This is a genomic window from Undibacterium sp. GW821-FHT11B02, from assembly GCF_058808955.1.
The window spans coordinates 186,395-210,471 of record NZ_JBXASD010000010.1; the positions used below are offsets into that span (position 1 = coordinate 186,395).

A 24,077-nucleotide genomic window follows, 5' to 3' on the forward strand; every position below is an offset into this window, starting at 1 on the left:
ATCAAGGCGTCACGAGGTGAGCGGGTGGATCCAGTCGGTTGACGACCATTGGCACGGGTTCGTTCGGTAGCCACTTTTGATGAATTCTGGAAAAATGTCCTTCCTTTTTCAGCCAGCGCAAAGCATCTTCCCAAGCTTTGATGGTAGCTGGTGCAGTCTGGCTGGAAAACGCAAGATAGAGTTCCAGGCTATCGAGTACCTTCACTTTTTCGACTTCATTTGGTGAATGACCGATGTCCTTCATCACAGATGCGACTGCCAGACTACCCTCCACCCACATGTCGAAGCGTTTTGCCAACAGCATATTGGCAATGATTTGAGGCGTAGGTGCCTGCTCGATATTGATAAAACCTTTTTTGCGTGCTGTGTCTGCAAAAATGCTTGAGCGGTAGGCGCCGACCTTCAATTTTTGTATGTCATCCCCCAGGTTTTGCAGATAGGCGGCGTTACCCTTACGTGTATAAAGTGAAGTCGTGGAAATGGCAATCGGGCCCAGCAAAACCATGAGCTTTTCTCTTTCTTCAGAGCGCCCCACGGTAAACAGCAAGGTATTCGGTTCTTCCAGCAGGGCCTTGTAACCACGTGCCCAGGGAACGACCTGTATCGGTTGAACGCTACCCATATGTGCCTGCATGGCGCGTACCACTTCCACAGCCATACCTTCGGCTTTGGTGCCACTGCCAAAACTGATGGGGGGCCAGTCTTCAGTAAAAATTTGCAGTTCCTGAGCTTGAGCGTGAGTGTGTATCAGGAACGTTGCGCAAGCAAATACCAGCCAGGTGCAGGCATGACGCAGAAACTGATGAAGAAACAAAATACGAAGTGATGCAGCAAGCATGATTAAGCGCCATGTTATTGTGCAAAAAATATCATCAGTGTGAAATTTTTTAGAACGTTTGATCAAACTGAATTTACAACAATTATGGAAATTGCGGTAGCAACATAAGTGAAACATTGTTAGTGCATGTTGCAAAGAAGAGGATGTAATTGTCGGTTTTGTACGTATTTCATTTGCTGGATTTGACGACAAGTTCTAATCTTGGTCTTGTTAAACAAGGTGTATCAGTGTGCGGGAATATAAGTGGCGATTGAAAAATCAAAGCGGCCTGACACGGCCAGTGAGGTACTGGCACTGCAGAAAAGTCTTTAGCACAGGTAGTGCGGCAGGGCGTCGCAGCTATGCCGGTCTCATTTTACGCAGCCAAAAAACAGGAGGCTTATGCCCCCTGTCTGATGTTACCGCTGTTGCTTACCAGGTCAACACGCCCTAACGCTCGTGCTCGTTCAATCCATGCTGCTTGGCTTTGGTTTCTTCTTTTTCTTTCGGTTTTTCTGCTCTTGGTGCTGCCGCTGGAGCTGGCATTACCGGGCCGGGTGCCGGGCGCGCTTCCACACGTGGGGCTTGTTGTGGCATTGGAGCCGTTTGTGCCGGACGCTCTGCAGGTGTATAGCTGGGGCGTTGATGCTCAACAGGTCTTTCGACGACAGGGCGATCAGGCATACGTTCTACCGCTCTTTCATTGCGTGTTTCGCCCTGGCCGTTATTGTCCCAGGCTCTGCCACCACCTTGTCTTGGTGTCCGGTCGATATTTTCAGCAGGGCGGTTATTGGGTGCCGTCATGATGGCGTTATTGGCAGGGCTGTTGGTATTCGGCGTATGGATAGGTGCATTGATTGAATTACCTACCGGCGCGCTGATGCCAGCGCCAGCTGGAGGGGTGCTGATTGGTGCAGCATTTTGTACTGGTGCGCCATTGTTTTGTGGTCGGCCAATGTAGTTACTTTGCCCGCCATTACCATACTGACGTACGCCACTATTGTTGTCACCCGGGCGTGAATTAGCTGCGGGAACATTATTGGCCGGTGCGTTGACGCCCGCAGGCGGCGTTACCGTCGCAGTATTTGCAGGTACTGTTTGTATTGGTGTTCCATTGCCTTGTGGGCGGTTATTACCGTTATTGGGTATGCCATTGCCATACGTGCGGTTGACTGTTGCATTGTCCTGCGGGCGGTTATTGAAATTATTGACAGAAGTGCCTTGTGGTTCGCCATGTGTCTGGGCATTTCTCAAAATTCTTTGACGGTACTGATCTCCGTTGCCTACATTTTGTGGGCGGGCCTCGCCAAAGCGGTTGTTGTTACCTGGTACCAATGCTGGTGCTTCGGTGACCACCGGTGTGCGCTGGTTTTCCACGACGATCTTGGTGGTAGATGCAGGCAAGACATGCTCACCACGCACAAAGGTCTGTGTAGGCACAACGGTGACAGCATTACGTATATTCTGGTTCACATATACACCACCTCGATTATTGTTAATGACGGTGTTGTTGATGACCACGTTCTGGTTCATTCTCTGTATATAGTTGGTGTTGTGCGTATAACCGGGGTGATAAGCTTCGCCAGGCCCCAGCGGGAACCAGGCAACGCCAGGTACATTGTGGTGCCCATTCGCAGGATTGATACCTACATTGCTATTGCCGACAAAAGCGACCAGCGCTGGCGCATATACGGGGCGTTGATGCGCATGATATGGGCCTGGCACCCAGGCCCAGCGTGTACCGACACAAGTCCAGCGGCCATAATGGTAGGGTGCAAAACCCCAGGGGGCACGGTCTATCCAGGTCCAGCCCCAAGGTGCAACCCAGATCCATCTACCATCGCGGTAAGGGGCCCAAGTGCTGCTGACCTGTCTTGGATACCACACTGCGCCATACTCGACCGTGGTTTCCCACGTACCATAGTCATCAAGCTGTTCATAGCCTATGACTTCACGCGATACATAGCGTGCTGTCGTCACATTTTCTTCGGCGCGGTCACGGTCTGCGGACCACATGTCGAAGGTATCTGGTGGAGGTGCATAACCTATTTGTGTATGCTGGAGATTGGTGCCGGAAAAACGTGATTGTTCACCAGCACGTATGGTGATGGTGTCGCGATCCCCCAGGACAATACCGGTACCGCTACGCACCAGAACACTTGTGCTGTTGTCGTAATTGATGGTGATTCTGTATTCACCCGGTTCTTGTACTGAAAACACCAGATTGGGGGTGCTGACATCAAAATTTTCTTTACCGGCCAGCGAGCGTATGCGCAAGATTACGCTGCCCTGCTGCATGTCGATCTGGGTATTTTCATCATTGAGAGTGGTAAAGCTGATGCGTGAGCCTTCCTGCAGTCGTACGGCATTGCCACCTACATGTAATTCAGCCTTGCCGGATGGTGCGACCATCAGGCTGTCGCCGCCAGCAATGGGGCGGTTAGGTATCAATGTGGTCCAGTTGTCGGTGCCAGCATCAGCAAAACTGATATTGCCATAGGAATAACTGACCCTGGCAACGCGTCCTGGCGGCTCATCCTGTGCCCGGGCTGGAGCCTGGATAAACAGGGTGGCAATCAGCAATGCAGCAATGCTCAGGACTGGGGTCGAACGAAAATTTGCACTCATTTGTCTCTTCCCGGCAGGGGTAGTTTAAAAATAATCGAGCTGTTTCCTCGTTAACGCACGAACGGACGTTTTGGATGTCAAAGAATTCCATAAACTTGAATTTTTTTGATTTACTGCTTGTTTGTTTCCGTAGTGCAGTTGGCGAATAGATATTGAAAATAGTTTTGTAGCGGCGAATCCATTTATCTTTTAAGCGCCTCTTATGCATGACAAGCCGTCATTCACATGTTTATAAGGGGATATCATGCTGTATATGAAAAATTTGCCAGTTTGGGAACGTCTGTTGCGCCTTGTTGCCGGTCTGGCATGTCTGGTGTTTGCTGCGATGAACTGGGGTGTATCTGGACTCAGTGTGGTAGCTGGAATTAGTGGGGCAGTGGCGGCACTGACCGGCTTGATGGGTTTTTGCCCCATGTGTGCGTTGTTTGGGCGCAAGTCGGTTGCGCGCAAATCCGGAAAGGCTTAGGCCATGACAGCCAGTGTGGAACGCGACCAACTGATTGTTGCTGCGCAGACAGGTGATGCCGGTGCCATCTCCCGCCTGCTTAAAGTTTGTCAGGCCGATGCCCGGCGCTATGCCTACCGGCATTGCCGTGCCAGTGACGTGGATGATGCTGTGCAAGAATCTTTGCTGATTATTTCACGCAAGCTAGGTGGACTGCAGGCGGTAATCGCGTTTTCATCCTGGCTGTTTACTGTGATCAAGCGTGAATGTTTCAGGCTTGGCCGTGTGTTGTTGCCATATACGCCATTGGATGAGATCACGCATGAACAGCAGCTTGCGCACAAAAGTGATGAAGCCTTGCACTTAGACCTGGCTGCTGCACTTGAGTCTCTGCCTGCACATTATCTGGAGGTCATCATCTTGCGGGACTTTGAAGAACTGACCATCACTGAAATTGCTGAACGTCTGGCGGAACCAGCCAGTACCGTCAAGAGTCGCCTGCACCGCGCTCGTGTGCTGGTAAGGGAGTATCTGCTTGCCTATGATTTCAGGAGTGATCAATGAAATGTCTGATTCGTTTAATCACTGCGCCCTTTGCTGATGCCTGTAAAGGCAGGTTCTGCCAGACCCGTTGATCTGGCAGAACCTGCGCTGGACTTACATCAACACATTGATGATGGCATTACCTATGCCCAGGATCGCTGCACCGGATATCAGACCAGCGCTGATGGCTTCGCAACCTTCGACCCAGAAAGTGTGCCCTTTTGTACCTTCTTTCGGGTTTTTCTTGCCCATGTACCAGAATATCAAGGCACCCAGCCACATGGCGAAGCAGGATTCTGGCGGCAATATCACGCCCAGGCCTATGGAAACGGCGGACAGTGGCAAGCGGCCACGGGTGATGACATTGGTGATTTCAATAAAGGCGGCACACAAACCGGCCACGGCCATGGCGATGACGGCAGAAGTCGGCAAGCCACTGATACCTTTGGCGATAATCTCGGCTACACCCTTCCATTGCAGGGCAGACGGAAAAGAGAATTGCTCGCTGACTATGGTGGCCGTGCTGCGTATGCCATCATGGTCCGGCGGCAGAAACAACAGGAAGAACAGCGGCACGCAAGCCAGTGCTCCGGAAAAAATGCCGATGATATGGCCGATCACCTGATGCCTGGGTTTGCCACCCAGCATATAACCTGGTTTGATATCAGACAGCAGGGCAGATGCATTGAAGGCGATGTCTGAAGTCATGCCAGCTGGCAGCAGGTTATTGGCCGGATTGCTGCGGTCGATGGCACCCATGCTGAACTGGGTGATTTTTGCCAGCGCACCAATCGGTGCCCAGGAAGTTAGTGCCATGGCGTTGATGCAGATGATGGTCAATACAAAAATCAGTGGAAAGGCAACCAGTGCCATGATGAAAGAAACGCCAAACAGCAGGTTAACCAACCAGGCTGCAAACATGCACAACAGTGGCACACCGACATAGGAAATCCACAAGGGTACTTCAATATCTTTCAGCGGGTCAGGGCCGGCATCCTCAGCCTTTTTGCCATTGCCAGACATGGATTTGAAAGCCGCTTTGAAAAGTTCCGGCTTGGCCAGCAAGCCCACCATGGAGCCCACCACCATCATGGTTACTGCCCACCACAAGCCCCATTGATTGACGATTTCAGCACGCGAGATAGGTACCACTGTGCCATTCGGCATGGTGCGCGCTGCGATATCGCCTTTTTGTATCATCCACGGTGCCAGCAGGACAAAGTTGATGAAGGCACCCAGCATGACGCTGCTGGCAACCCGTATGCCCATCAGCCCGCCAATGCCAAACATGGCAACATCCAGATTCAGGCGCAGACCCAGCTGGCGTATGTCAGTACCGAGTATGTTGGGTATCCACCAGTGGAGTTTGGTGGCAGCCGTGTAGTAATAAGTATCCAGGCGTTCGGGCAAATTCCAGGCTTCTGTCATACCTGCCCATTTATCCATGCGCAATATCTTGAACTGTATCAGGCGCATCCAGCCATCACTGACTATCATCTGGTACAAGCCGGCGAACAGGCTGGTATAGCCCAACAGTTTGGCTTTGTAGAGGCCACTGCCAGCGCCAGCGCCGTATAAAGAATCAAGAACCACGCCACAGGCACGGCCTTCCGGGAAGGGTAGTTGATCTTCATTGACAAAACGACGTTTCAGCGGGAAAGCGACCAGCACACCGATCAGTGCAACCACCGTGACCCAGATCAGCATCTGCCACCAGGGAATGATTTTGCCGGTGATCAGCATATACGCGGCCAGGCTGGAAATCAGTGGATTGATCATGTAACCGGCTGCTGTGGCGATGGATTGGGTACAGTTGTTTTCCAGTATGGTGTAGTCCGAGGTGATACCCAGGCCATGCAAAATGCGGAAAATCGCAAAGGATAAAATCACAGAGGTCAGACCTACACCTATACCTATGCCGGTCTTGGCGCCAATGTACAGTGCAGTGGCGGCCAATATGCCACCCAGCAAGAAACCGGTCAGGGCAGAACGCAAGGTCAGTTGAGCCATGTCCTTGCGATAGATATTGTCAAACCACCACTGGTCTTTCTGGCGTCGTGTCCAGGTGCGTATCTGTGCTTCGTCCAACTGTTGCAGAGCCATATGTTCTCCATTTTTATTCGGATTTACACAAATTGTTTGCGACGTTGCGGTTCCACACTGGAACAATTTTGTGTAAATCCAGTTAGTAGTACTGCATCCTTGTGGGATGCTTCTTATGCTCAGAGTCGCACCATGAATCGGTTTTAATATATTTGATCACGGGCGGTAGCGCAATATAGTGTTAGCCGAACAGCGTGTCAATTCTTGTATTGCGCCGGGCTTTCACAGGTTTGAACTTGACTGCGCATGCGTGGTCCAAGCACTATAAAATACTTGCAACAAATCTAAATCAGGATATCCCATGACACTCAATCAACTTGCCGAAGCCTATGTAAAACTGGTACTGGCCACCGGCCAGCATGATCCTGGCTATGTTGATGCCTATTATGGTCCGCCAGAATGGCAAGAAGAAAGTCAAAAGTTACCCCTGCCTGAACTTTTGCAACAGGCAGAAGAATTGACCAGGCAGATGCATGCCTTGCCGCCAGCGGTTGCCGGACAAGAGTTGCGCCAGGACTTTTTGCGTTTGCATGTTGCTGCCTTGCGTACCTACATCGCTCACCTGGCGGGGACGAAATTACCCTTCAATGAAGAATCCCTGGCTTTGTATGACGCCTGCTCGCCTGATTTGAGTCCGGCTGATTTTGAGCCCATCCTGATTGAACTCGATCAGCTTTTGCCTGGCGACGGTGATTTGAACACCCGTCTGAGTGCCTACAACAAGCAATTTGAAATTCCGCAAGACAAGCTTGATGCAGTCTTTAGCACTGCCATCAATGAAGCAAGAGCGCGTACCAGAAAATACATCAGCTTGCCGGAGGGAGAAAGCTTCAAGGTTGAATATGTGAAGGACCAGGTCTGGAGTGCCTACAACTGGTACAAGGGCAATAGCTATAGCCTGATACAGGTGAATACTGATTTCCCCATGTTCATCAGTCGCGCCATCGACCTGGCCAGCCATGAGGGGTACCCCGGCCACCATGTCTTCAATTTGCTGATTGAAAAGCATCTGGTGAATGAAAACGGCTGGGTTGAATACTGCGTTTATCCACTGTATTCCCCCATGTCTTTTCTGGCAGAGGGCAGCGCCAATTACGGCATCGAAGTCGCTTTCCCGCATGAAGAACGGATGGCTTTTGAAAAGGCTCAACTATTCCCGCTGGCGGGCATAGACCCGTCCAAGGTGGAACATTATTACCAGGTGCAGGCGGTGCTGCAAAAGCTGTCGTATGCAGGCAATATGGTTGCCAGGCTTTATCTGGATGGTGACATCGACACGGAAGCCGCAGTCGCCATGCTGATGAAATATGCCTTGTCGGACGAAGCCAGATCCAGACAGCGTTTGCGTTTCATGGAAAGACATCGTTCCTACGTCATCAATTACAACCTTGGCCAGGATATGACCAAGGCGTATGTAGAAAAACTGGCCAGGCCAGGGGATGAACAAAGTCGCTGGCAGGTATTTGCCGAACTCTTGTCCAAACCCAGGACAGCTTCCATGATGCGGGTTTAGGTTGCCGTCAACGCGCACCGGAGGTCATCCCTGTTTATGAAATGAGTTCTGGTAGTGAAGGGATGTTGCGCGCCTTATCGACATCCGGGCTGCGGTAAGCTTTCGCCGGTATGCTGGATAAGGTGGATGCATGCAATTGCTGATTATTCAGGCCGTAAAATTTCTGGAAACTCATGATCAAAGGCTGCCACTTATCTGGATCTATACGGTCAGGGTTGCCATCCAGCAGGATGGATGCATCCACATGCAGGCGTTGAACACGCAGTTCAAATGTCAGGATGCCACCGCGCAGCATGGCTTCATCATCGGCGATGCCATGCATGGTAGCGACCGTGGCTTCTTGCTGTACCAGGCACTCTTGCACACGTGCTGCAGTGACCGTTTCAGATTTTTTTGGCGTCAAGCCTGCCAGTTCAAATTTCTTTCTCTCCAGCCTGTAGCCGCGTGCCATTTTCCAGGGTGACATGGCATCTGAGCCTGTGGTCAGTGCCAGCCGGTTGACGGCTTCGACTTCTTTGACGGATGCCAGGTTCAACACGCATTGGCCGTTTCTTTGCAGATTGCGTGCTGTTTGTGAGCTGGAGCCAACACCTATGATGGCACGCCAGCCCAGCCAGAAGACAGATGAGATAGGAGCCAGATTAAAGCTGCCGTCTTCATTGACAGTGCTGACCAGGATGACTGGTGTACCAAAATACAGAATGGCTGATTCGCTGTTGATGTGCATTTCTTCCTCGCTTGTTGGTGGTGATGGAGGAAGTATGCGACTTGACTTCTATTTGGGCTGGCTGGAAACGGACGTGAAATTTTCTGGGCTGGAAGTCAGACAGTCAATTGCTGATACATCACGGTAACCTTGTCCATCACTTCCAGTATCCGTTCACTGGTGGTTGCCACGTTGCTGGCAGACAGGCGGTGCTGTTTTCCGTCGCCGTTTTGGCTCAGTGCCGTTTCGAAAAAGACCCATTGGGATTGGGCCAATAACAATTCATCTTTCAGCCGGGTATTGCTGCCGCTGGCGGCTTGCAGGGTTTGCATGGCGGTGGAAAATTCCTTGCGAGTGGTTTCTATAATGGCTGCTGCATTGGTCGGTGCGATATTCCAGTTTGTTGCTTGATACAACTTGGCCAGACGTTGCGATAACATGCGTTGACGGCCCGCCAGATTGACCAGTTTTCCTGTGGTGCCACCAGCATGTTTTTCCAGTTGCGTGGTCACCTCGTCGGCCATTTGCAAAAGATTTTCACTGAGATTTAATACGATCTTCGCGTCACTTTTATTTGGTGTCTTGCCAACCAGGGTTTGTTTGTATTCCTGCCAGGTTTGTTCCATGTGGGACAAATTACTGCGTATATCTGTGGTCGGGGCAAATGCGTGTAACTCTACCAGTTGGCGGTCGAAACTGGACATTGACTGATCAAGGATTTTCTTTGATGTCTCTGTTTCCACATCCTGACCGATTTGCAGATAAGCCTTGGCCAGTCTTTGTGTCAGCATACGCTGGCGACCAGCCTTGTTGATGGCGTCGTTGATGTTTGCCACCTGGGCTAGTGCGGTGAATGGCAATGACAAGGCCCCAGCCATGATGAGGCCACCTGTGATGAATATTCTGCGCTGCATGTCAACTCCATATGCATATTGAATTTAATAGTGGAGTTCAGACTAGGCTGTTGACGAACTAAAGACCATTCCTCGATGGAACTAGTTCAGGTGGTTTCGGACACAAGGTTTGATGTAGCACAAACCTGTGGTCCAACAGTCTTACTTTTTGTGATTTGGCATGGGTGTCAATGCGCGTAGCGGTATCGGTGCCGACATGATGATGGAGGTGCGGGTTTCTCCATAGTGATTGATATTGCCGACAAAACTTTCCAGATGGCGCAAGTCCGTCGCTACCACACGTAACAGGAAAGAGTCTTGCCCCGCGACATGCAGACATTCCAATACCTCAGGCAGGGATTTGAGCAGGGTGATCAGGTTGGCCTTTTGTGGTTGCGGCACGGTGATGCCAATGACAGCCTGGACTTGCAAGCCGATGGCTTCGGCATTTATTTCTGCTCTATAAGCTCTGACGACACCTGCTTCCTCCAGGCGCTTAACTCTTTCAGATGTGGCAGGCAGGGATAAACCTGCTTCATCAGCAAGCGACTTTAAGGAAATGCGGGCGTCACGTTGCAGGGCTGCCAGGATTTTCCAGGCTTTGGCGTCGATATCCATGATATTTAAGTCCAGATGCAGATTCGCAAGAATAGTTAAGGCAATGTAGCAGTTTTGCCTGAAATTTTCCATGTGAATGCTGAGGAAAAATCTTCATACTTGTTGTATGTTTTTTATTGTCAGGTGTATCCATGGAGTGGAGTTTATTTTTCAAGGCAATGCTGATAGGGCTGTCCATTGCAGCACCGGTTGGTCCTATTGGTTTGTTGTGTATACAGCGCACTTTGGAACACGGCATGCGCATCGGCTTTGTCAGTGGTATGGGCGCGGCCTGTGCCGACGCCGTGTATGGTGCTGTGGGTGCGTTCGGCATGGTGGCCGTCACCGACTATTTTGTGTCACTGAGTACACCGCTGGCCATCGGTGGTGCCTTGTTTCTCGCATGGATGGGAGGCAAGCTGGTCTTAAACAAAGCACAGCTTGTAGATCAAAGTACGACAAACAGGCTGCCTGTGATGAAGGCATTTGTGTCCATATTTTTGCTGACCATCACCAACCCCATGACTATCGTTTCTTTCATAGCGGTATTCGCCAGCATCGCGGGTCCGGTTGCCGTGCATCCTTCTGCCGCTGCTTTCATGGTCGCAGGCGTATTTCTGGGGTCTGCCTTGTGGTGGTTGATGTTGAGTACCGGGGTCGCATTGATACGCAAAAGAATTAGCGCAGTAATAATGACGTTGATTAACCGTGCTGGTGGTTGCTTGCTGCTGGGGTTTGCAGTTTGGCAAATTTTGAGTTTGCACGCCGGGGTTTGATTTGCCCCGGCATGAACAAGGCGCAATGTGAGTCTTGGAACCTAAGGTAATAAGTACATCTCAAAATTCGTGTAATTTAATGGTGTTCAACGTAAACCATTCACCATCGCATCCTTTGGATAGCTGATGGTATAGTCGGCCCTGAATTTCAAGTTTTTGCCAGGCTCCAGTGGCAATTGCCAGGCGATGATGCCGGGCTGCTTGTTCCAGCTGGTTTGCGTGGCTTCCGGAGTGAATTTGGTGTCCACCTTGATGTCTTCATGACGCGCAACTGGTGATGCTTCCAGCACTTGCAGATTGATTGCAGTTTTGTGATTGTTTTCTATCACGTAGGCATGAGTGAACTTTTTCTCTATGCGGCTGTTGATGAAGCCCTTGTTGGCGTCGTCGCGTTGTTCTGGTTCGACTTCGACCCTGACCATGTTGTCGCGGCCAAAGAATAATTCCAGTTTTTCTTGTCCACCGAAAGCCAGCAGACTTTGGCCGATAAAATCATTATCGCGGTATAACTGCAGGTTGCCGCTTGGCCACGACCCGGCAGGGCGGGCAGCATTGGCCAGCAAATAAGCCTGTGCCTCTTGCTTGGGTTGCACGCGCACCAGCACTTGTGCATCAATGATCTGGCTGCCCAATGCAAAGCCGGTTTTCTGACCATCGCTGTTCAAGTTGATTTTGCCCGGCACCTGAAACTCTGCAGCATATTCACTTTGAAAGACGCTGACATCAAAACTGGGCATTTCTGCAACGCTGCTGTCGCCAGCGGAAGTCATCGCCCTGGCTACTGGCGCTGGTGCTGGTGGTGTCATCATCATGGGACTCGCGTATTGTGGTTCTTTAGGAGCGGGCGGGATGATGGTCAACGTCCATGGATACAGGGGATACAACTGGCTGGACTGACTGGCTTGTGATGTTGACAGCTTTAGATTGATCCCATTCCAGTCTTCACCACTGTTCTGGGCGACCTGCGCATGGCGCTCCAGTCTGACCTGCGATTTGCTAGTATCCAGATAAGCGCGATAGACGGGTGTCCAGCCGGCCTGACTCAAGCGATAAGACAATCTCACTTCGCCTTCGGTTTGTGCCGCCAGTCGAATTTGCACACTGCGTACTTGAGGGTTAGCCTGAAATTGCCGCGTTTGCTCAGCTAACAGTGGTGTTAATTGCTGCTCTATTTCGTTCAAGCGTTTTTGCGCATTCAGGCGGCGTTGCAAGGCATCCAGTCCGGTGCGGCGTAATTGCTCTGCCGTGGTGACGACAGCGCCGTTGTTGCTTTGGCGTTCATTGCCAAAGCTCTTCAAATAACCGATCACCAGATCTTGCGCATCGCTATCGGCGCTGACGCTGGCTTTTTGTTCTTGCAGCTCGCGTATATGCAAATCCAGAATGGTATTCGCACATTCTGGCGCACGCGTCCTGTCCAATGTTTGTACGCTGATGTCGCCGACCTGTATGCCGGCATCTGCCTGTACTTTTAGAGAGTCAACGTCAAAGCGCGCAGACAGGCAATTGATCTTCAACTCCCTGGCACCAGCGGCTACTCTGGCCAGTCTTTCGACACTGGCACCACCGGGGTAGACCAGAACATTGGCGATTTTTGAATTTGACGTATTTTGTGCCAGCGCAAGTTGGGGTAACAAGGCGGCAATAGCGATCAATTTCTTTTGCATGAATATTCCTGATGGTGTGATGTTGCGTTGATTTGCATTGATTAAATTTTTTGCCAGTATCGCATTAATTATGCGAATGGCAAAATTAGCTGATTGTGGCTTTGTCTGTTTCAACGTAGAGTAGTGCCACGATCAAGGCAACCAAGTAAATCAAGGAAAGTGCTGGCATGAACAAACCGTATTCCGCCGCCTGTGAAAGAAACAGCGGCCCAATCCTGCAAGTCATCTCACCCATATTGGCGGACTGCCATAGCTTGCTGGAAATTGGCAGCGGCACTGGCCAGCATGCCGTGACGTTTGCACTGCATTTGCCACATCTGCAATGGCAAACCAGTGACAGGCCAGAATACCATCCCGGCATCACGGCATGGCTGGACGAGGCAGCGTTGCCAAATGTGCTGCCGCCGCTAGAATTAAATATAGGCAAAAACCCGTGGCCAGAAAGGCAGTTTGATGCGGTCTTCACCGCCAATACCTGTCACATCATGGCATGGGAAGAAGTGCAGTTGATGTTTGCCGGCGTAGCAAGCGTGCTGGCAAACGGAGGACGTTTTTGTATCTATGGCCCTTTCAATTATGCAGGCCAGTTCACCAGCGCTAGTAATCAGCAGTTTGATGCCTCACTAAAACAGCAGGCTGCGCATATGGGCATACGTGACATAGAAAAGATCAACGGGCTGGCTGACCAGTACGGCATGCGCTTGTTGGAAGATGTGGCGATGCCCGCCAATAATCGTTTGCTGGTGTTAGTGAAGTAGGTGCAGGTTTGTAGGAATTTCGACTGTAGGGTGCGCTACGCACACCATCTCAACCAATCAATTTTTGCTGAACGGTGCGCGTGGCGCACCCTTGCTATCAACGTTTACTCAGATGTATTCAAATGCGCCGTGATCACGGCATGCGCGATCAAATCCAGTGCGGGCCTGGCTTTGCCTTGTTTGTCAGTCCAGACCTTGGGTGTCAATGCGCCGGATAATGACAGGCTGTCGCCATCACCCAGGCCCAGCAAAGTATTGCGTGTCGCATCGTTGAAGGCAATCACATTGCAGATGATAAATTCTCCGTCATCTGTTGCCGCACGCACTTTGCAGGTGACATACACAGAACCATTTTGTCCTGAACGTTCTTCGACTTGTCCGTAAATCCGTCCGGCGATTAATGCGTCTATCATACTAATTCCTTCTTATTCCTGTTTGCCAGCTGACCACGATTTGCGCAACTTGCGTATCTTCAGGATATTTTTCCCCAGGCTTTTGCGCCAGTGATTATTTTTGACGCACTGGTATTCAACATAGTTGGTGACGCCAGGGCCCCAGCGGGTTTTGGATACGTCGTCGCCTACGGATAAATTGATGCGTTTCAGGTTTTGTGTAAATGCCCACTGTATGATTTCTGCCAACAGCGTCGTCATGACGCTATATTTTGCATATTGCAAGTCATAACCTGAATAGTACAGATATAACTCGTCGCCCATATCGAAAGCCATGCGCATGGCGACAGTTTTGCCATTTAATTCCAGGCCAAACAGCATGATCCTGCTGGAAAATTCGTTGTCCAGCAACGCCTGGATAAAGGCGCGATGCTTATTATCCGCAAAATAGTCAGGATGCTCTACCGTATCGGTCGCTGCTGCTCGGGCGCTGTGCAGGGCATAGAAATCAACAATTTTTTCCCTGACTGCGGTACCGCCGCGCCAGACTTGAAGGCTGACTTGCAAGTTATCACGGGCCAGTGAGTTATAGCAATGGCGTAAGGATTCCTTGATATTGCGTTTCAACCCGGCTTTGAAGCTTGGCCAATCAGTATCCAGATGCAGGATGAAATTTGGGATATCTCTTGTTTCCAATGGATGAACAGCTGCATTCGTAGCCAGAAAATGGGCTGCTTGTTCTTTGGTATGGATGACCTGGAATTCGGTCAAGCCAAAGATTTCCTGTTTCGATAAGTCTTCCCACTGCTGCAATATGGTTTCGGTATAAGCTGGCAGTGCCAGTGGTATGCGAATTTCAGTCAGGTTAGGGTCAGCACCAAAGGGGCGTACATAGCGGTAGATGAACAGACTGTGCAGGCCGACGTGGGTATTGGTCAGCGGCATGACGGCAACCAGCTGTTGTTCACGATACAAGGCGCAGATGGCCAGTTCATCTTTGTGGAACCACGAAGAGTCTGAAAAAATGGACCACCAGGCCCGGTTCCAGTCAAACGTCTGGAAGGGCAACAAATGTGCAACCTGGGTCTCCAACTGACGCCAGGGCGCTGCCAAAGCGTCAAATCCAGCTTCGGTAGTCAGGACAAATTTTTCAGGATTCAACATCAATAGGATATTTTGGCAAGGCGTGAGCCATCAGCGTGTTAATACAGGCATGATTTCAAATCAACAGAAGCACAATACGGCTATCAAGTCGGCGTTTATGCCATGGTCTGATGGAAATTGCAAGCTTGTAAAGCAGTGGATACTGTCGATATCAGTACCAGAACAGGTTTTATCCCAATTGATGAAGTGAGTTCTGATGTTTTTGTGGCTGCCCAATTTGATGGAACTTAATGGCAAATTGTGTCTCTGACTTTGCCTGGAATACCCCGGAATCTGCTGTTTTATCTTGAATGTGATGTGTTATATGCCTGAATTTTCTAGATTGTTTGTGTGTGTCTCATTTTTGAGTCTGCTTGTAATGGCGGGCGCGAGTGGTGTAGCGTTGGCAGAAGAGGCAAAACCGCAAGTGCTGATAGATGTTCAGTACCTGGCCCGTGCAGAAATGGCGGGCCGGGCCAGTGATAGTGCGGGTAATGCTCAAGCACGTGATTATATTATCCAGCGACTGAAGCAGATCGGTGTTGTGCCGTGCGGGCCGGATTTCGTGCAGGAATTCAGGTTTCAGACGCGCTCTGGAGAAAGCAAGACAGGGCGCAATATTCTGGCTTGCCGCCCAGGTAGTCTGGAAGACCATGCTAGCGCGGCCAGGATGGTGATTGCTGCCCACTATGATCATCTGGGTGTACGTGATGGCAATATCTATTACGGTGCAGACGACAATGCCTCTGGTGTTGCTGCGGTCCTGGAAATTGCCAACGCCATGAAAAAGACACCACCCAGGCATGATGTGATGTTTATTCTATTTGATGCCGAAGAAGTCAATCTGGGTGGTTCTCGTGCCTACACGGCGCAGGCTGCAGCTGATCTGGCACGTATCGGCATGATGATGAATTTCGACATGATTGCCCGTGGCGACAAAGGTGAGTTGTATGCCAGCGGCACACATCAATTACCCGTATTAAAAACCTTGCTGGCCCCGCTGGACGGCAATCAGGGCGTGAAGCTGATGTTTGGACACGACAGACCAGAGCAGGGTGCTGATGACTGGACCAGGCAGTCAGATCATTATCCTTTCTTTGCGGCAGGTGTACCACATATCTATTTCGGTGTTGAAGACCATGCCGATTACCATCAGCCTACGGATACGGCAGACAAGATCAACCCGCAGTTTTATTTGGGTGCAGTAGATTTGTTATCGAAAGCCAGTTATTTGCTGGACCAGGCCTTGTTGACCATAAATTTCAGGATTAAGCGGTAATGGGGGGGGCAGATCAGGTGGTGATACACAGTGTAGCGGAGGATGCAGGAAATGCCATGCGCTGCCAGGACGGCAGCGCATGTTGAAACTAAAACTTAATCGCGCAAGCTGATCAGGATGCGCAGTACATACCAGAACATCATGGCGACAGAGGCAAACAACTGCAGTGATGCGCCGACATAACGATCTTCTGGGTAGTGATGGATGACATTCGACGCGTCATACAAAATCGCTGCGCCAGATAGTGCGACCATGGCAACGCTGAAGAACAAGCCAAGCTGGAAACCAAATATCAGGCCACCTGCGATCAGTACCAGTGCTACCAGGCCAGCCCATTTCAGGATACTGCCCAAGAAGGAAAAATCCTTGCGAGACATATAGGCTACGCCGACCAGACCAATGGTTGCCAGTACAGTAATCAGGCCAGCATTGGCGATTGCACCAGGAGCAACCTGATTGGCAATAAACAGGATAGGAATGAAGATAATGGCTTCAGCCAGAACGTAGGCAGCCAACGCCACATATTGCATGGCCAGGCTTTCTACTGTATGGGCTGTGCGTGATGCCAGCCATCCCACCAGCATGAAGGCACCAAGAATGATAAGCCATGACATGCTCATCATGCCTTTGGCCAATACTTCTGCTACACCGGTTTTGAATAAGATGACCTCAATCGCGGTAAAACCGAGAATGGCACCACCGAGGTGATTGAAAGTCTTGCTGATAAAACGCTCGCGCGCTGGTCCGTAGCCTTGTTGGGTGCTTGTCAGTTCCATGGATATCCCTATCTTAGAATTGCCTTAAACCTGTAAAAAGGTAAGCGGCTTGATTTATTAGGTAACCTGCAAAAATTGCAAGTCGTCCCTGATTCTACAATAGTCATTGCTATATCACAAATTTTTACATTTTCACCGCTGCGATTGGTGTGCCCTTCTTGCCGCTTGCAGGCAAATTCAGGTGCACTTTTGTTGTGCAAATGGTTTATTTAAAAGGCAAATTCGTCCTTCTGTGTTGCCATGCCGCTCCGTACAGAAAATAAAGCTTCGATCTGTTACAAAATCACCTGTTTCAGGTTCAAACTTCGTGTAACTTACGACTATAATGCCCGCAGCAAAAAAGCGGGTTTTTTATTGACGTCATCACGCATCTATTCATGAATACACTAATCTGGTTCGTCATTCTGTATTGGGTCATCTCTGTGGGGATAGGTCTGTATGCCGCCCGTTACGTGAACAATTCCAAAGACTATGCGGTTGCTGGACGCTCCCTGCCCATGTATGTGGTGACGGCAACGGTGTTCGCGACCTGGTTTGGTTCCGAAACGGTGCTGGGCATTTCATCGACTTTCGTCAAGGACGGCTTGAAAGGTGTGGTCGCTGACCCCTTTGGCTCATCTTTGTGCCTGATATTTGTAGGCCTGTTCTTTGCCCGTCCTTTGTACCGCATGAACTTGCTGACGATCGGCGATTATTACCGCAACAAGTTTGGCCGCACTGCTGAAATCATGGTGACGATGTGCATCGTGGTGTCTTATCTGGGTTGGGTAGCTGCACAGATCAAGGCGCTGGGTCTGGTTTTTAGTGTGGTATCTGGCGGTTATATTCCCATGGATGTGGGCATGATCATTGGTGCTGGCAGCGTCCTGATCTATACCCTGATGGGCGGGATGTGGTCGGTGGCCATCACGGATTTCCTGCAGATGATCATCATCGTGGTTGGCATGTTGTATATAGGCTGGGAAGTGTCGGGCATGGTCGGCGGTGCCGGCGTGGTCATAGAACATGCAGCCAATGCCGGCAAACTGGATTTCTGGCCAACACCTACTGCCAAGGAAAGCCTGTGGTTCTTTGCCGCCTGGATCACCATGATGCTGGGTTCGATACCGCAACAGGACGTATTCCAGCGCGTGGCTTCATCGAAAAATGAAAAAATTGCCGGAAATGCGTCTGTATTGGGCGGTGTACTGTATTTTTGCTTTGCCTTTATTCCCATGTTCCTGGCGTATTCGGCAACCCTGATTGACCCTAAAATGGTGGAAAGCCTGATCGACAAGGATTCACAACTGATTTTACCTACCCTGATCATGACCAAGGTGCCGATGCTGGCTCAGGTGATGTTCTTTGGTGCCTTGCTGTCAGCTATAAAAAGTTGTGCAAGTGCAACTTTACTGGCGCCTTCGGTGACCTTCTCGGAAAACATTCTGAAGCCTTTCTTTCCTAATCAAAGTGACAAGCAATTTCTGCGGATGATGCGCATAGTCGTTCTGGTCTTTACTACGATCATTACACTTTTTGCAATGAATACCGAATCCAGTATCTATAAAATGGTAGAGAATGCCTACAAAGTGACTTTGGTGGCTGCTTTTGTGCCCTTGGCCTTTGGCCTGTACTGGAAGCGCGCTACGACACAGGGTGGTCTGGCATCCATCATTCTTGGGCTGGTTTCCTGGGTTAGCATGGAAATCCTGGCTCCTGAAGGCTTGTGGCCGCCACAACTGGTAGGCGTATTGATGAGCATGACAGGGATGATTCTGGGTTCTTTACTGCCCCAGTTGAGCCGCAAGACGATGGCGATATAGGCTTGGCACAGGCATGGCTGTGATGCAATGCGCAAATTCTGATCAAAAACCTTTATAATTCAGGGTTTTATCAGTTTTTTTAGGGGCAAAGCCATGCCGATTTATGCTTACCGCTGTCAAGAATGCGGATTTGCCAAAGATGTATTGCAAAAGATTTCCGATGATCCGTTGAGTGTTTGCCCCTCATGCGGCAAATCTTCTTTTACGAAACAGGTCACTGCTGCCGGCTTCCAACTCAAGGGTTCTGGCTGGTACGTGACTGACTTCCGTGGTGGTTCCGGCGGTGCAGCAGCAACTGCACCAGCAGGCGAACCTGCACCGGCGTCAACTGAGTCAGCTGCTACCTCTGTCTCGGCACCGACCCCGGCATCGTCGACATCAACAGAAGGTAATCAGGCTGTCTGACCGGCATTTGCCCAGTTCGTTTTGTCATATTTATCAAAAGTGAATCGATTACCATGCGTAAATACTTTATTACTGGCTTGCTAATTTTAGTGCCCCTGGCAATTACGCTATGGGTGCTGCATGCCATTATCAGTACCATGGACCAGTCATTGCTATTGTTACCAGTTGAATGGCGACCAGAAAAACTGGTTGGTTTCCAGGTGCTGGGCATAGGTACGGTGCTGACCCTGCTGATCATTTTTGTTACTGGCTTACTGGCACAGAACTTTATCGGCAACTATGTCATCAAGGCATGGGAAAGCCTGTTACAGCGCATTCCCATCGTCAGTTCGATATACTCTAGCGTCAAACAGGTATCGGATACATTGTTTTCGTCCTCAGGTAATGCGTTTCGCAAGGCGGTGCTGATTGAATATCCGCGTCGCGATTGCTGGACGATTGGTTTCCTGACCGGTATACCTGGTGGCGATGTGGTCAATCACCTAAAAGGTGAATTTGTCAGCGTCTATGTGCCAACGACACCCAACCCGACATCTGGTTTCTTTTTGATGTTGCCGAAAGAACAGGCGATAGAATTGGATATGAGTGTGGATGCCGCACTTAAATACATTGTTTCCATGGGCGTGGTGGCTCCCGAGCATCTCCCCACCAAATAAATGATGTGGTTACCCACCGCATCAAATCATTATTAATTTTGAATACAGACAGGTAAGAAATATGTCCATGCGTACCCATTACTGCGGCCTCACTACAGAGGAATTACTCGGCCAAACCGTCAGCCTGTGTGGCTGGGTGCACCGTCGTCGCGATCACGGCGGCGTGATCTTTATTGACTTGCGTGACCGCGAAGGTCTGGTGCAGGTTGTTTGCGATCCTGATCGTGCTGACGTGTTCAAAGCTGCAGAAACGGTCCGTAATGAATTCTGCCTCCGGATTACAGGTCTGGTACGTAGTCGTCCAGAAGGTACAGGCAATGCAAATCTGAAATCTGGCAAGATAGAAGTGCTGGCGCATGAAGTGGAAGTATTGAATCCTTCCGTTACGCCACCGTTCCAGCTGGATGATGACAACCTGTCTGAAACCACACGTCTGACTCACCGCGTGCTGGATTTGCGTCGTCCGCAAATGCAAAACAACCTGCGTCTGCGTTATAAGGTAACTATGGAAGTGCGCAAGTTCCTTGACGCGAACGGCTTCATTGATATCGAAACACCGATGCTGACCAAGTCCACACCAGAAGGCGCACGTGATTATCTGGTGCCATCTCGTGTGAACGCTGGCAACTTCTTTGCCCTGCCACAATCGCCGCAATTGTTCAAACAATTGCTGATGGTGGCGAACTTTGACCGTTACTACCAGATCACCAAGTGTTTCCGTGATGAAGATTTGCGTGCTGACCGTCAGCCAGAATTCACCCAGATCGATTGCGAAACTTCCTTCATGAATGAGCAGGAAATTCGCGACATGTTTGAAGGCATGATACGTCTGGTCTTCAAAAACACGCTGGACATCGACCTGCCAAATCCTTTCCCCGTCATGGACTATGCGGAAGCGATGGGCCTGTATGGTTCAGACAAGCCAGACATGCGTGTCAAGCTGCAATTCACAGATTTGACAGATGTCATGAAAGATGTCGATTTCAAAGTCTTCGCCGGTGCCGCGAATATGGTGAATGGCCGAGTGGTTGGTTTGCGTGTACCAGGCGGTGCCAATATGCCACGTTCTGAAATCGATGCTTACACGCAGTTCGTCGCCATTTATGGTGCCAAAGGCCTGGCCTACATCAAGGTCAACGAAAAAGCACAAGGCCGTGACGGTCTGCAATCGCCTATCGTCAAGAACATCCATGATGCAGCCCTGACACAAATCCTGGAACGTACAGGCGCACAAGATGGCGACCTGATTTTCTTCGGTGCTGATAGAGCCAAAGTTGTGAATGACGCGATCGGCGCACTGCGCGTCAAAGTCGGTCATAGTGAATTCGGCAAATCCAATGGTTTGTTCGACGATGTCTGGAAGCCATTGTGGGTAGTTGACTTCCCGATGTTTGAACATGATGAAGAAAACGATCGCTGGACTGCGACGCATCATCCATTCACTGCGCCAAAAGATGGTCACGAAGATTTGATGGAAACAGATCCGGGTAAATGTATCGCCAAAGCTTATGACATGGTTCTGAACGGCTGGGAACTGGGCGGTGGTTCTGTACGTATCCACCGTGCTGACGTACAGAGCAAAGTATTCCGCGCATTGAAGATCGATGATGCAGAAGCACAATTGAAATTCGGCTTCTTGCTGGATGCATTGCAATACGGTGCGCCTCCACATGGCGGTCTGGCTTTCGGCCTGGATCGTATCGTTACCATGATGACCGGTGCAGAATCCATCCGTGACGTAATTGCTTTCCCGAAAACTCAGCGTGCACAATGTCTGTTGACACAAGCGCCATCTGAAGTGGATGAAAAACAATTGCGTGAACTGCATATCCGCTTGCGTACGACCGAACCAAAAATCGCCTGATTTTTACTGACCAACGCGGGAAACGACGATGAATTTCAACATTCAAGCCAGTAACAAGAAAGCCCTGTTTTTGTTGTTAAGTGCCAGTCTGTTTCTCGCTGCCTGCGGTGAAAAGAAAACCGAATTGGGTGAAGGCTCGTCTGAAGTGACCGGCGCTGCCGGTCCTGCCGGTGCCAAAGGTGCCAGCAAGAGCCTGGTGAAGTGCGATGCACCAGTGGCAACCCTGTCACTGGTGGAAAACCCAAACGGTTATGTGATGAGCAGTCAGTACAACCTGCCTACGTCACCAGTGCCATTGATACGTTTGCTGGCACAGCAAAGCGGTTGCTTCCGGGTGGTTGATCGTTCATCCGGCCTGAAGGCAGTGATACAGGAACAAGAACTGAAAGACCAGGGCATCATCCGTAAAAATTCTACCGTTGCCAAAGGCAAGGGCTATGAAGCGCAATACACCATCACGCCCAGCCTGACGTTTTCAGAAAGCAAGGCCGGTGGCGGTATTGGTGCCATCATGGGCATGATCCCTATCCTGAAAAACTTTACCGGCTATGCCGAAAAAGTCAGTTTTAAGGAAGCCCAGGTGGCCTTGTTGTTGACGGACAATGAAACAACAGAGCAACTGGCAGCATCAACCGGCTCTGCCAAGTCGACTGATCTGGGTATGGGTGGCTTAAGCTTCGGTGCGGGCGGTGGCGGTTTTGGTGCAGGCTGGAGCAATACCAATGAAGCCAAGGTCATCGTTGCAGCCTTTCTGGATGCACACAACAAGCTGGTGCCACAAGTCAGGCAGTTGCAGGAAAAAGAATTGCCGCCTGCAGTGCCCGTCAAGAAGTAGTTTGATCGGTAGTTACACCCGTGATTTCACTAAAAAGGTCTGCGTTGCAGACCTTTTTACTTTTCATCTGTCTGGACCAGTGCCATGTGTCGTGGTGCAGGGAAAGAGAGGCCATGTTTGCAGATGCAAATACCTTATCCGTGTCTATCGTTGAATTTGCGCCAGATCTAAATAGCGTCGTAATAACATGCTAGTGTGAACTCTTGTTTCATTTTCTTGGACAGCCAATAAAAGCTGCTATAAAGAAACTAGGCGCGCTGCAGGCAGGGGCTGACTTGCGGATAAATAATTATTTTACGGAGAAAATATGGGTGACTTGTTCAGAAAAATAATGCCTGTAGTCGCGCTGGCGGCTGTCGCACTGACCCGCATGGCCTATGCAGCTGGAGAACATGGTAGCGAAGCCGAAGCGCAAGATATGGTGAAAAAGGCTGTCGCACTGGTCAAATCAGCTGGAATAGAAAAAGCTTATAAAGCGTTTACTGACCATCCAGATGGCGCCTTCAAAGATAAGGATCTGTATGTATTTGTCTATGACTTTGACGGTAATTGTCTGGCGCAGGGTGCTAATGCAAAAATGGTCGGGAAAAATCTGATTTCCATGAAAGACGTGGATGGCAATGCCTTTATCAAAGGCATGATAGATCTCGTTAAGGCATCGTCCAAAGGTTGGTATGGCCCTTATAAATTCAATAATCCGGCAACCCAGTCGTATGAGTTGAAACGTTCGTATTGCGAACGCGGTGCTGGTGAAAGCATGATCTGCGTTGGTACCTATTTCGCTAAATAATTGGAGATCGTTCCTGTTGATGGAATGATTTCTAGTCTTTGCCCTGCCTAAGCCTGTCAATATGATGGGCAAGCGCCCGGTTTTTGATGTTGCGCTGTGTAACAAGTTTTACGGGGCGGCATTTTACTTTGCACAATTGCAAAAATGCTTAGCGTAAAGGCGCTAAAATGGTGTCGTTGAAGATACCTGTATGGCTCTGCCCGGCATCCATAAGCACTATGCCCGAGTATAAAATTCCTGAATCTGTTCTTGTCGTCATCTATACCCCGTCACTTGATGTTCTTTTGCTGGAGCGTGCTGATAAAGCCGGTTTCTGGCAATCGGTCACTGGTTCCAAAGATATGCCTGATGAAGCCCTGATGACTACCGCCATCCGTGAAGTTGCTGAAGAAACGGGTATTGATGCGACACAATTCGATTTGCGTGACTGGCAATTGTCGAACGTATATGACATTTACCCCGTCTGGCGTCACCGCTATGCCCCAGGTGTGACACGGAATACGGAGCATGTATTCGGCTTATGTGTCAGCCGCGACGTACCTGTGCGTCTGGCACCGCGTGAGCACTTGCAATATCAGTGGTTGTCATGGCGCGAGGCGGCAGATCGCTGTTTTTCTGCATCGAATGCTGAAGCCATTCTGCAATTGCCTGAAATGATACGGGCCAATGCCGACCTTAACAGTTAAAGA

General features: G+C 50.1%; 23 protein-coding genes. 13 read left to right on the forward strand and 10 right to left on the reverse strand.

The genetic code is table 11. The annotated features are described in order from the left end of the window. Position 1: 1 nt before the first annotated feature. Together AC1RVX_RS21575 and AC1RVX_RS21580 are read right to left on the reverse strand one after the other, a co-directional pair. Complete coding sequence (locus AC1RVX_RS21575) at positions 2–838, reverse strand: substrate-binding periplasmic protein (RefSeq protein ID WP_493218629.1); 837 nt, start codon at positions 836–838, stop codon at positions 2–4. A gap of 429 nt (positions 839–1,267) precedes the next feature. Next, positions 1,268–3,445, reverse strand: coding sequence for a DUF6600 domain-containing protein (locus AC1RVX_RS21580; protein ID WP_493218630.1), 2,178 nt, complete (start codon positions 3,443–3,445; stop codon positions 1,268–1,270). Positions 3,446–3,689: 244 nt separating this feature from the next. Here AC1RVX_RS21580 and AC1RVX_RS21585 point away from each other — a divergent pair, with 244 nt between their 5' ends. After that, a complete protein-coding gene (locus AC1RVX_RS21585) occupies positions 3,690–3,911 on the forward strand; it encodes a YgaP family membrane protein (protein WP_493218631.1) in 222 nt (73 codons plus the stop codon). A gap of 3 nt (positions 3,912–3,914) precedes the next feature. Further along, the gene (locus AC1RVX_RS21590; RefSeq protein ID WP_493218632.1) at positions 3,915–4,454 is read left to right on the forward strand and encodes an RNA polymerase sigma factor; all 540 of its coding nucleotides are present in this window, start codon (positions 3,915–3,917) and stop codon (positions 4,452–4,454) included. Positions 4,455–4,547: 93 nt separating this feature from the next. Here the strand turns inward: AC1RVX_RS21590 and AC1RVX_RS21595 are convergent, their stop codons facing one another. Beyond that, positions 4,548–6,536 (reverse strand): OPT family oligopeptide transporter, encoded by a 1,989-nt coding sequence (locus AC1RVX_RS21595; protein ID WP_493218633.1) that lies wholly within the window; start codon positions 6,534–6,536, stop codon positions 4,548–4,550. A gap of 301 nt (positions 6,537–6,837) precedes the next feature. On the opposite strand from AC1RVX_RS21595, the gene AC1RVX_RS21600 reads away from it, so the two are divergent. Then, a complete protein-coding gene (locus tag AC1RVX_RS21600) occupies positions 6,838–8,049 on the forward strand; it encodes a hypothetical protein (protein ID WP_493218634.1) in 1,212 nt (403 codons plus the stop codon). 34 nt (positions 8,050–8,083) lie between these two features. Here AC1RVX_RS21600 and AC1RVX_RS21605 read toward each other — a convergent pair whose 3' ends face one another. From AC1RVX_RS21605 to AC1RVX_RS21615, 3 genes are all read right to left on the reverse strand, one after another. Then, positions 8,084–8,776 (reverse strand): flavin reductase family protein, encoded by a 693-nt coding sequence (locus tag AC1RVX_RS21605; protein ID WP_493218635.1) that lies wholly within the window; start codon positions 8,774–8,776, stop codon positions 8,084–8,086. A 95-nt stretch (positions 8,777–8,871) separates the two neighbouring features. After that, entirely contained in the window at positions 8,872–9,669 is a 798-nt protein-coding gene (locus tag AC1RVX_RS21610) for a type IV pili methyl-accepting chemotaxis transducer N-terminal domain-containing protein (RefSeq protein WP_493218636.1), read from the reverse strand. 141 nt (positions 9,670–9,810) lie between these two features. After that, positions 9,811–10,266, reverse strand: coding sequence for an Lrp/AsnC family transcriptional regulator (locus AC1RVX_RS21615; RefSeq protein ID WP_493218637.1), 456 nt, complete (start codon positions 10,264–10,266; stop codon positions 9,811–9,813). 131 nt (positions 10,267–10,397) lie between these two features. Here AC1RVX_RS21615 and AC1RVX_RS21620 point away from each other — a divergent pair, with 131 nt between their 5' ends. Continuing rightward, on the forward strand, positions 10,398–11,021 hold the full coding sequence (locus AC1RVX_RS21620; protein ID WP_493218638.1) for a LysE family translocator: 624 nt from the start codon (positions 10,398–10,400) through the stop codon (positions 11,019–11,021). Positions 11,022–11,107: 86 nt separating this feature from the next. Here AC1RVX_RS21620 and AC1RVX_RS21625 read toward each other — a convergent pair whose 3' ends face one another. Beyond that, positions 11,108–12,688, reverse strand: coding sequence for a DUF4139 domain-containing protein (locus AC1RVX_RS21625; RefSeq protein WP_493218639.1), 1,581 nt, complete (start codon positions 12,686–12,688; stop codon positions 11,108–11,110). A gap of 167 nt (positions 12,689–12,855) precedes the next feature. On the opposite strand from AC1RVX_RS21625, the gene AC1RVX_RS21630 reads away from it, so the two are divergent. Further along, positions 12,856–13,446: a DUF938 domain-containing protein gene (locus AC1RVX_RS21630; protein ID WP_493218640.1), complete on the forward strand. Its 591-nt coding sequence runs from the start codon at positions 12,856–12,858 to the stop codon at positions 13,444–13,446. Between the two features lie 104 nt (positions 13,447–13,550). Here the strand turns inward: AC1RVX_RS21630 and AC1RVX_RS21635 are convergent, their stop codons facing one another. Both AC1RVX_RS21635 and AC1RVX_RS21640 read right to left on the reverse strand, forming a co-directional pair. After that, positions 13,551–13,859, reverse strand: coding sequence for a single-stranded DNA-binding protein (locus AC1RVX_RS21635; protein ID WP_493218641.1), 309 nt, complete (start codon positions 13,857–13,859; stop codon positions 13,551–13,553). A gap of 12 nt (positions 13,860–13,871) precedes the next feature. Further along, a complete protein-coding gene (locus tag AC1RVX_RS21640) occupies positions 13,872–15,002 on the reverse strand; it encodes a GNAT family N-acetyltransferase (protein WP_493218642.1) in 1,131 nt (376 codons plus the stop codon). Positions 15,003–15,345: 343 nt separating this feature from the next. Between AC1RVX_RS21640 and AC1RVX_RS21645 the strand changes: the two genes are divergently transcribed. Beyond that, positions 15,346–16,260 carry a M20/M25/M40 family metallo-hydrolase gene (locus AC1RVX_RS21645; RefSeq protein ID WP_493218643.1) on the forward strand — a complete coding sequence of 305 codons (915 nt, stop codon included), beginning with the start codon at positions 15,346–15,348 and terminating at the stop codon, positions 16,258–16,260. Between the two features lie 95 nt (positions 16,261–16,355). On the opposite strand, the gene AC1RVX_RS21650 is transcribed toward AC1RVX_RS21645, so the two are convergent. Further along, positions 16,356–17,036, reverse strand: a complete 681-nt coding sequence (locus tag AC1RVX_RS21650) for a Bax inhibitor-1/YccA family protein (protein WP_493218644.1) — start codon at positions 17,034–17,036, stop codon at positions 16,356–16,358. 377 nt (positions 17,037–17,413) lie between these two features. Between AC1RVX_RS21650 and AC1RVX_RS21655 the strand changes: the two genes are divergently transcribed. From AC1RVX_RS21655 to nudB, 7 genes are all read left to right on the forward strand, one after another. Next, on the forward strand, positions 17,414–18,838 hold the full coding sequence (locus tag AC1RVX_RS21655; RefSeq protein ID WP_493218645.1) for a high affinity choline transporter 1: 1,425 nt from the start codon (positions 17,414–17,416) through the stop codon (positions 18,836–18,838). A gap of 93 nt (positions 18,839–18,931) precedes the next feature. Then, complete coding sequence (locus tag AC1RVX_RS21660; protein ID WP_493218646.1) at positions 18,932–19,243, forward strand: FmdB family zinc ribbon protein; 312 nt, start codon at positions 18,932–18,934, stop codon at positions 19,241–19,243. 53 nt (positions 19,244–19,296) lie between these two features. Next, a complete protein-coding gene (locus AC1RVX_RS21665) occupies positions 19,297–19,899 on the forward strand; it encodes a DUF502 domain-containing protein (RefSeq protein ID WP_493218647.1) in 603 nt (200 codons plus the stop codon). Between the two features lie 61 nt (positions 19,900–19,960). Beyond that, positions 19,961–21,763, forward strand: coding sequence for an aspartate--tRNA ligase (aspS, locus tag AC1RVX_RS21670; protein ID WP_493218648.1), 1,803 nt, complete (start codon positions 19,961–19,963; stop codon positions 21,761–21,763). Positions 21,764–21,791: 28 nt separating this feature from the next. Next, entirely contained in the window at positions 21,792–22,598 is an 807-nt protein-coding gene (locus AC1RVX_RS21675) for a CsgG/HfaB family protein (RefSeq protein ID WP_493218649.1), read from the forward strand. A 307-nt stretch (positions 22,599–22,905) separates the two neighbouring features. Then, positions 22,906–23,388 (forward strand): cache domain-containing protein, encoded by a 483-nt coding sequence (locus AC1RVX_RS21680; RefSeq protein ID WP_493218650.1) that lies wholly within the window; start codon positions 22,906–22,908, stop codon positions 23,386–23,388. 218 nt (positions 23,389–23,606) lie between these two features. After that, positions 23,607–24,074, forward strand: a complete 468-nt coding sequence (gene nudB, locus AC1RVX_RS21685) for a dihydroneopterin triphosphate diphosphatase (protein ID WP_493218651.1) — start codon at positions 23,607–23,609, stop codon at positions 24,072–24,074. Positions 24,075–24,077: the final 3 nt, after the last annotated feature.

Bases quoted from the DNA above. Each gene is read 5' to 3' on its own strand.
- AC1RVX_RS21575 (WP_493218629.1), bottom strand. From the start codon at position 838: ATGCTTGCTGCATCACTTCGTATTTTGTTTCTTCATCAGTTTCTGCGT.
- AC1RVX_RS21580 (WP_493218630.1), bottom strand. From the start codon at position 3,445: ATGAGTGCAAATTTTCGTTCGACCCCAGTCCTGAGCATTGCTGCATTG.
- AC1RVX_RS21585 (WP_493218631.1), top strand. From the start codon at position 3,690: ATGCTGTATATGAAAAATTTGCCAGTTTGGGAACGTCTGTTGCGCCTT.
- AC1RVX_RS21590 (WP_493218632.1), top strand. From the start codon at position 3,915: ATGACAGCCAGTGTGGAACGCGACCAACTGATTGTTGCTGCGCAGACA.
- AC1RVX_RS21595 (WP_493218633.1), bottom strand. From the start codon at position 6,536: ATGGCTCTGCAACAGTTGGACGAAGCACAGATACGCACCTGGACACGA.
- AC1RVX_RS21600 (WP_493218634.1), top strand. From the start codon at position 6,838: ATGACACTCAATCAACTTGCCGAAGCCTATGTAAAACTGGTACTGGCC.
- AC1RVX_RS21605 (WP_493218635.1), bottom strand. From the start codon at position 8,776: ATGCACATCAACAGCGAATCAGCCATTCTGTATTTTGGTACACCAGTC.
- AC1RVX_RS21610 (WP_493218636.1), bottom strand. From the start codon at position 9,669: ATGCAGCGCAGAATATTCATCACAGGTGGCCTCATCATGGCTGGGGCC.
- AC1RVX_RS21615 (WP_493218637.1), bottom strand. From the start codon at position 10,266: ATGGATATCGACGCCAAAGCCTGGAAAATCCTGGCAGCCCTGCAACGT.
- AC1RVX_RS21620 (WP_493218638.1), top strand. From the start codon at position 10,398: ATGGAGTGGAGTTTATTTTTCAAGGCAATGCTGATAGGGCTGTCCATT.
- AC1RVX_RS21625 (WP_493218639.1), bottom strand. From the start codon at position 12,688: ATGCAAAAGAAATTGATCGCTATTGCCGCCTTGTTACCCCAACTTGCG.
- AC1RVX_RS21630 (WP_493218640.1), top strand. From the start codon at position 12,856: ATGAACAAACCGTATTCCGCCGCCTGTGAAAGAAACAGCGGCCCAATC.
- AC1RVX_RS21635 (WP_493218641.1), bottom strand. From the start codon at position 13,859: ATGATAGACGCATTAATCGCCGGACGGATTTACGGACAAGTCGAAGAA.
- AC1RVX_RS21640 (WP_493218642.1), bottom strand. From the start codon at position 15,002: ATGTTGAATCCTGAAAAATTTGTCCTGACTACCGAAGCTGGATTTGAC.
- AC1RVX_RS21650 (WP_493218644.1), bottom strand. From the start codon at position 17,036: ATGGAACTGACAAGCACCCAACAAGGCTACGGACCAGCGCGCGAGCGT.
- AC1RVX_RS21655 (WP_493218645.1), top strand. From the start codon at position 17,414: ATGAATACACTAATCTGGTTCGTCATTCTGTATTGGGTCATCTCTGTG.
- AC1RVX_RS21660 (WP_493218646.1), top strand. From the start codon at position 18,932: ATGCCGATTTATGCTTACCGCTGTCAAGAATGCGGATTTGCCAAAGAT.
- AC1RVX_RS21665 (WP_493218647.1), top strand. From the start codon at position 19,297: ATGCGTAAATACTTTATTACTGGCTTGCTAATTTTAGTGCCCCTGGCA.
- aspS (WP_493218648.1), top strand. From the start codon at position 19,961: ATGTCCATGCGTACCCATTACTGCGGCCTCACTACAGAGGAATTACTC.
- AC1RVX_RS21675 (WP_493218649.1), top strand. From the start codon at position 21,792: ATGAATTTCAACATTCAAGCCAGTAACAAGAAAGCCCTGTTTTTGTTG.
- AC1RVX_RS21680 (WP_493218650.1), top strand. From the start codon at position 22,906: ATGGGTGACTTGTTCAGAAAAATAATGCCTGTAGTCGCGCTGGCGGCT.
- nudB (WP_493218651.1), top strand. From the start codon at position 23,607: ATGCCCGAGTATAAAATTCCTGAATCTGTTCTTGTCGTCATCTATACC.